General features: G+C 74.1%; 5 protein-coding genes. All 5 read left to right on the top strand.

Annotated features, from left to right (window positions below; genetic code table 11):
* Window positions 1-69: 69 nt before the first annotated feature.
* Complete coding sequence (gene msrA / locus VGH76_RS15790) at window positions 70-582, top strand: peptide-methionine (S)-S-oxide reductase MsrA (protein WP_331557642.1); 513 nt, start codon at window positions 70-72, stop codon at window positions 580-582.
* 265 nt (window positions 583-847) lie between these two features.
* Window positions 848-1,567, top strand: coding sequence for a GNAT family N-acetyltransferase (locus VGH76_RS15785; protein ID WP_331557641.1), 720 nt, complete (start codon window positions 848-850; stop codon window positions 1,565-1,567).
* Window positions 1,564-2,736 (top strand): LLM class flavin-dependent oxidoreductase, encoded by a 1,173-nt coding sequence (locus tag VGH76_RS15780; protein ID WP_331557640.1) that lies wholly within the window; start codon window positions 1,564-1,566, stop codon window positions 2,734-2,736. Before VGH76_RS15785 ends, VGH76_RS15780 begins: the two co-directional genes overlap by 4 nt.
* Window positions 2,737-2,752: 16 nt before the next feature.
* Window positions 2,753-4,138 carry an NtaA/DmoA family FMN-dependent monooxygenase gene (locus tag VGH76_RS15775; RefSeq protein ID WP_331557639.1) on the top strand — a complete coding sequence of 462 codons (1,386 nt, stop codon included), beginning with the start codon at window positions 2,753-2,755 and terminating at the stop codon, window positions 4,136-4,138.
* The coding region (locus tag VGH76_RS15770) for a cysteine synthase family protein (RefSeq protein ID WP_331557638.1) at window positions 4,139-5,521 on the top strand (1,383 nt) is incomplete at its 3' end.

Raw genomic sequence — 5,521 nt, 5'->3', positions numbered from 1 at the left:
CTAGGCTGGAACGTCCCGGGACACCCGCGTGTTGTACGGGGTGCAACCGAGCACATGGAGGACCACACGATGGCCACTGAGACCGCGATCCTCGCGGGAGGGTGCTTCTGGGGCGCCCAGGAGCTCCTCCGCCACAAGCCCGGCATCGTCTCGACCCGCGTCGGCTACAGCGGCGGGGACACCCCGAACGCGACCTACCGCAACCACGGCGACCACGCCGAGGCGGTCGAGGTCGTCTTCGACCCCGACAAGATCTCCTACCGCGACATCCTGGAGTTCTTCTTCCAGATCCACGACCCGTCGACGAAGAACCGCCAGGGCAACGACGTCGGCCGCAGCTACCGCTCGGCGATCTACTACACCTCCGACGAGCAGCGTCGCGTCGCCCTCGACACGATCGCCGACGTCGACGCCTCCGGCCTCTGGCCCGGCAAGGTCGTCACCGAAGTGGAGCCCGCGGGCGACTTCTGGGAGGCCGAGCCCGACCACCAGGACTACCTGCAGCGCATTCCCTACGGCTACACGTGCCACTTCCCGCGTCCGGGATGGGTGCTGCCGAAGCGCGCCGCGCAGAACGCCTGACTCACCCTCACACCACGCCCACGACGGCGCCGTCCCTCACCCAGGGCGGCGCCGTCCGCGTCTCGCCAGGGCGGGCCCCGTCGATGACATTGCCGCCGTCAAGCTCTCACGACGTGCGGGCGCGGAGCGCGCCGCGTGGTTACGGTGGAGACGTGATCCCGGCCCTGGCACTCGTCGCGCGCCGCTGGCTCGACGGTCGAGGCGCCCCCTCGGGGCTGTAGGCCGGCTCTCCCGTCGCCGACGTACCGACAGGGAGGACACCCGGGTGAACGCACCCACCACCACCGCGCTCGACGAGCCCGTGCGCGCCGCGCTCGACGGTCCGCAGACCCACCTCGCGACCCGCCGCGGGCGGGCCGTGCGCTACCACCCCGACGTCGCGCCGTTCCTCGCGCCGCCGCGCGACCCCGAGGAGTGGGACGACGCCGCCGCGCTCGCCGGGCCGGGCGGGACCGTCATCGTGCGCTCGGTCCCCCCGGTCGACCCGCCGCCGGGCTGGGACGTCGTCCGCGACATGCCGGGCGTGCAGATGGTGCTCGACGACGCCGCGCCGGCACCGGTCGCCGGGGACGCCGCCGTCGTCGAGCTCGGCGCCCCCGACGCCGACGCCATGCTCGCGCTCGTCGGGCGCACCCGGCCCGGCCCGTTCGCCCGCCGCACCCACGAGCTGGGCACCTACCTCGGCGTCCGCGACGACCTCCTCGGCCTCGTCGCGATGGCCGGCGAGCGGATGCGCGTCGACGGCGCCACCGAGATCAGCGCGGTCTGCACCGACACGGCCGCGCGCGGACAGGGGCTCGCGTCGCGGCTCGTGCTCGTCCTCGCCGCCCGCATCCGCGCCCGCGGCGAGCTCCCGATCCTGCATGCCTCCGCCGACAACACCACCGCGATCCGGCTCTACGAGCAGCTCGGGTTCACCCTGCGCGCCCAGCCGCACTTCGTCGTCGTCCGAGCACCGACGCCCACCCAGGAGGCTCGCCCATGAGCACCCAGCCGTTCCACCTGGCGATCGCCCTCGAGGGCACCGGCTGGCACCCGGCGTCGTGGCGCGAGCCCGGTGCCCGCCCCGGCGACCAGTTCGGCGCCGACTTCTGGGTCGACCAGGTCCGCGAGGCCGAGAACGGCCTCGCCACGTTCGTCACGATCGAGGACGGATTCACCGCCGCCCGGGTCCCCGGCGACGAGGGCCGCACCGACCGGGCCCAGGGCCGGCTCGACGCCACCCTCGTCGCCCAGCGCGTCGGTCCGGCGACCGAGCACCTCGGGATCGTCCCGACGGTGATCGCGACCCACACCGAGCCGTTCCACGTCTCCACCCAGATCGCGACGCTGGACTGGGTCACCTCGGGCCGCGCCGGCCAGCGGATCAAGGTGTCGGCCGACCCGCGGGAGGCCGCGCTGTTCGGGCGGCGCGACCCCGGCGCCGAGAGCCGCGAGTCGCTGTTCGACGAGGCCGCCGACCACGTCGAGGTGCAGCGCCGGCTCTGGGACTCCTGGGAGGACGACGCCGAGATCCGCGACGTCGCCACCGGCCGGTTCGTCGACCGCGACAAGCTGCACTACATCGACTTCGTCGGCTCGCACTTCGCGGTCCGCGGCCCCTCGATCACCCCGCGCCCGCCGCAGGGCCAGCCGATCGTCACCGCGCTGGCCCACGTCGAGGACGCCTACCGGCTCGCTGCCCGCGCCGCCGACGTCGTCTTCACGACGCCGGACGGTGCCGGTCGCGACGGCCCCACCGGCGACGCCGCGACGACGCTCGCGGCGGCCCGTGACGCCGAGCGGGCGGTCGGGCGCACCGGGGACCCGCTCGTCGTCGTCGGGGACCTGCTGGTCCTGCTCGACGACGACGCCGCGTCCGCCCGCGCGCAGCTCACCCGGCTCGACGGCACGGTGCCGCTGCGCACCGACGCGGCGGTGCTGGCCGGCTCGGTCGCCGATCTCGCCGACACGCTCGAGTCGTGGGCGGCCGCCGGCCTGGCCGGCGCGCGGCTGCGACCCGCCGTCGCCGCCAACGACCTGCCCCGCATCACCCGCGAGCTCGCGCCCGAGCTCGCTCGCCGGGGCCTGACCCGCAGCGCCTGGGGCGAGCCCGGCTCGCTGCGCGATCTGCTCGGACTGCCCCACCCCACCGACCGCTACGCGCACGCGTGAGAGGAGGGCTTTCCCCATGAGCGACAAGCCCCGCAAGCAGATCCACCTCGCCGCGCACTTCCCCGGCGTGAACAACACGACCGTCTGGGGTGACCCCGCGTCGGGCAGCCACATCGCGTTCTCCTCGTTCCGGCACTTCGCGCAGACCGCCGAGCGCGCCAAGTTCGACTTCCTCTTCCTCGCCGAGGGCCTGCGTCTCCGCGAGCAGGCCGGCAAGATCTACGACCTCGACGTCATGGGCCGCCCGGACAACGTCTCGATCCTCATGGCGATGGCCGCGGTCACCGACCGGATCGGGCTGGCCGGCACCGTCAACTCGACGTTCAACGAGCCCCTCGACGTCGCCCGCAAGCTCGCCTCGCTCGACCACCTCTCGGGCGGGCGCGCCGCGTGGAACGTCGTGACCAGCTGGGACGAGTTCACCGGCGAGAACTTCCGCCGCGGGGGCTACCTGCCCAAGGACAAGCGCTACCTGCGCGCGCAGGAGATGCTCTCGACGGCGCAGACCCTGTGGGACTCGTGGGACTCCGACGGGATCGTCGCCGACGCCGCGTCCGGGGAGTTCCTGCGCCGGCCCGACGAGGGCGCCTTCGAGGTGCACTCGGACCAGTTCGACATCTCCGGACGCTTCCCGCTGCCGCGCAGCCCGCAGGGGCGGCCGGTGATCATCCAGGCCGGGGACTCCGAGGAGGGGCGCGAGTTCGCCGCCCACAGCGCCGACGCGATCTTCACCCGCCACGCCGAGTTCTCCGCCGGTCAGGAGTTCTACGCCGACGTGAAGGCCCGGCTGGCCACGTTCGGCCGCCGCCACGAGGACCTCAAGATCCTCCCGGCGGCGACGTTCGTCCTCGGCGACACCGAGGAGGAGGCGGCCGAGAACGCCCGGCAGGTGCAGTACCAGCAGGTCGGGCCGGCGACGGCGATCGCGTTCGCCGAGCAGGTCTGGAACCTCGACCTCTCGGATGTCGACCCCGACGGTCCGGTGCCCTCGTTCGACCCGAAGACCGAGGACGACGTCGACTCCGGCGGCCACATCTCCAAGGGCCGCGCGAGCGTACGGATGTACCGCGACCCGGTCGCGACGGCGAACGAGTGGCGCGAGCTCGGGGAGGCCGAGAACCTCTCGCTGCGCGAGGTGGTGATCCGCAAGAACGGGCGGCACACGTTCGTCGGGACCCCGCAGCGGGTGGCCGACACCATCGACCGCTTCGTGCAGGAGGACGCCTCCGACGGCTTCGTCCTCGTCCCCCACATCACGCCGGGCGGGATGGACGCGTTCGCCGACCAGGTGGTGCCCCTGCTGCAGGAGAAGGGCTCGTTCCGCACGGACTACGAGGGCACGACGTTGCGGGACCACCTGGGGCTCTCCCCGCTGCGCTCCGATGCGCTGGCGCAGTCGTAGATGACGACCCCCGATCGGCGGGCCGCTGACTCGCTGCTCAGCCTGGTCGGCGGCACCCCGCTGGTCCGGCTGGTGCGCTCGGCGCCCGCCGCCGAGGTGCACGCCAAGCTGGAGTACCTCAATCCGGGCGGCTCGGTGAAGGACCGCGCGGCGCTGGCGATGGTGCTCGACGCCGAGGAGTCCGGGGCGCTGCGCCCGGGCGGCACGATCGTCGAGGGCACCTCGGGCAACACCGGGCTGGGGCTCGCCCAGGTCGCGGCCGCCCGGGGCTACCGGTCACTGTTCGTGCTGCCGGACAAGACGGCGGTCGAGAAGCTCGACGCCCTGCGCGCCTACGGGGCCGAGATCGTCCTGACCCCGTCCGCGCTCCCCCGCGAGCACCCCGACCACGTCATCGCCTACGCCACCCGCCTGGCGAAGGAGACCGAGGGCGGCTGGCTCGCCGACCAGTACGGCAACCCGGCCAATCCCGGGGTGCACCGTCGCACCACCGGGCCCGAGATCTGGGAGGCCACCGGCGGGCGGATCACCCACCTCGTCGCCACCATCGGCACCGGGGGGACGATCACCGGGACCGGCGAGTACCTGCGCGAGGTGTCGGGCGGGCGGGTCGAGATCGTGGGGGCGGACCCCGTGACCAGCGCGTACGGCGGCGGCGACGGCAGCCCGTTCGCGGTCGAGGCGGCCGGCCAGTACAACCACCCCGAGACCGTCGACCGCTCCTTCCCCGAGGTCTACCGGCCCGACGTCCTCGACCGGATCCTGACGATCGGCGACCGCGAGTCGATCCGCACCGCCCGCACGCTGGCGAGGACCGAGGGGCTGCTGGTGGGCGGCTCGTCGGGGACGGCGGCCGCCGCGGCGCTGCGGGTCGCGCACGAGGCCGGACCCGACGCCGTCGTCGTCGCGATCCTCCCCGACTCCGGACGCGCCTACCTCTCGAAGTACCACTCCGATGCGTGGGTGCGCCGCCAGGGCTTCCTCGACGACGACCGTCCCGGGACGCTCGCCGACCTCGCCGGTGAGGTGGTCAGCGTCCCGGCCGGGACCTCGGTGGGCGAGGCGCGGGCGGCACTGGAGGCGTCGGGGCAGCCGGCGCTGCCGGTGGTGCTCGCCGGGCGGCCCGACCGGTTCCCGCCGGCCTCCGGGGAGGTGCTGGCGCTGCTGTCGGCCGCCGATCTGCGCGGGCCGGACGGCGCCCTGGTGCCGGTGCCTCCGATGCCGCCCGTCGGGATCGGCACCGGGGAGACGGGCGGCGAGGCGCTAGCGCGGCTGGGTCCCGACGTCGAGATGGTGCACCTGGTGCGCGACGGGCGGCTGGCGGGTGTGGTCTCCCTAGGTGCGCTTCACACCCATGTGCGGGGTAGGGAGAACCCCCGGGAG

It is taken from the genome of Actinomycetospora sp. (genome assembly GCF_036497585.1).
Classification (GTDB): Bacteria; Actinomycetota; Actinomycetes; order Mycobacteriales; family Pseudonocardiaceae; genus Actinomycetospora.
This window is presented reverse-complemented; position numbering and strand designations above follow the sequence as displayed.

Bases quoted from the DNA above. Each gene is read 5' to 3' on its own strand.
- msrA (WP_331557642.1), top strand. From the start codon at position 70: ATGGCCACTGAGACCGCGATCCTCGCGGGAGGGTGCTTCTGGGGCGCC.
- VGH76_RS15780 (WP_331557640.1), top strand. From the start codon at position 1,564: ATGAGCACCCAGCCGTTCCACCTGGCGATCGCCCTCGAGGGCACCGGC.
- VGH76_RS15775 (WP_331557639.1), top strand. From the start codon at position 2,753: ATGAGCGACAAGCCCCGCAAGCAGATCCACCTCGCCGCGCACTTCCCC.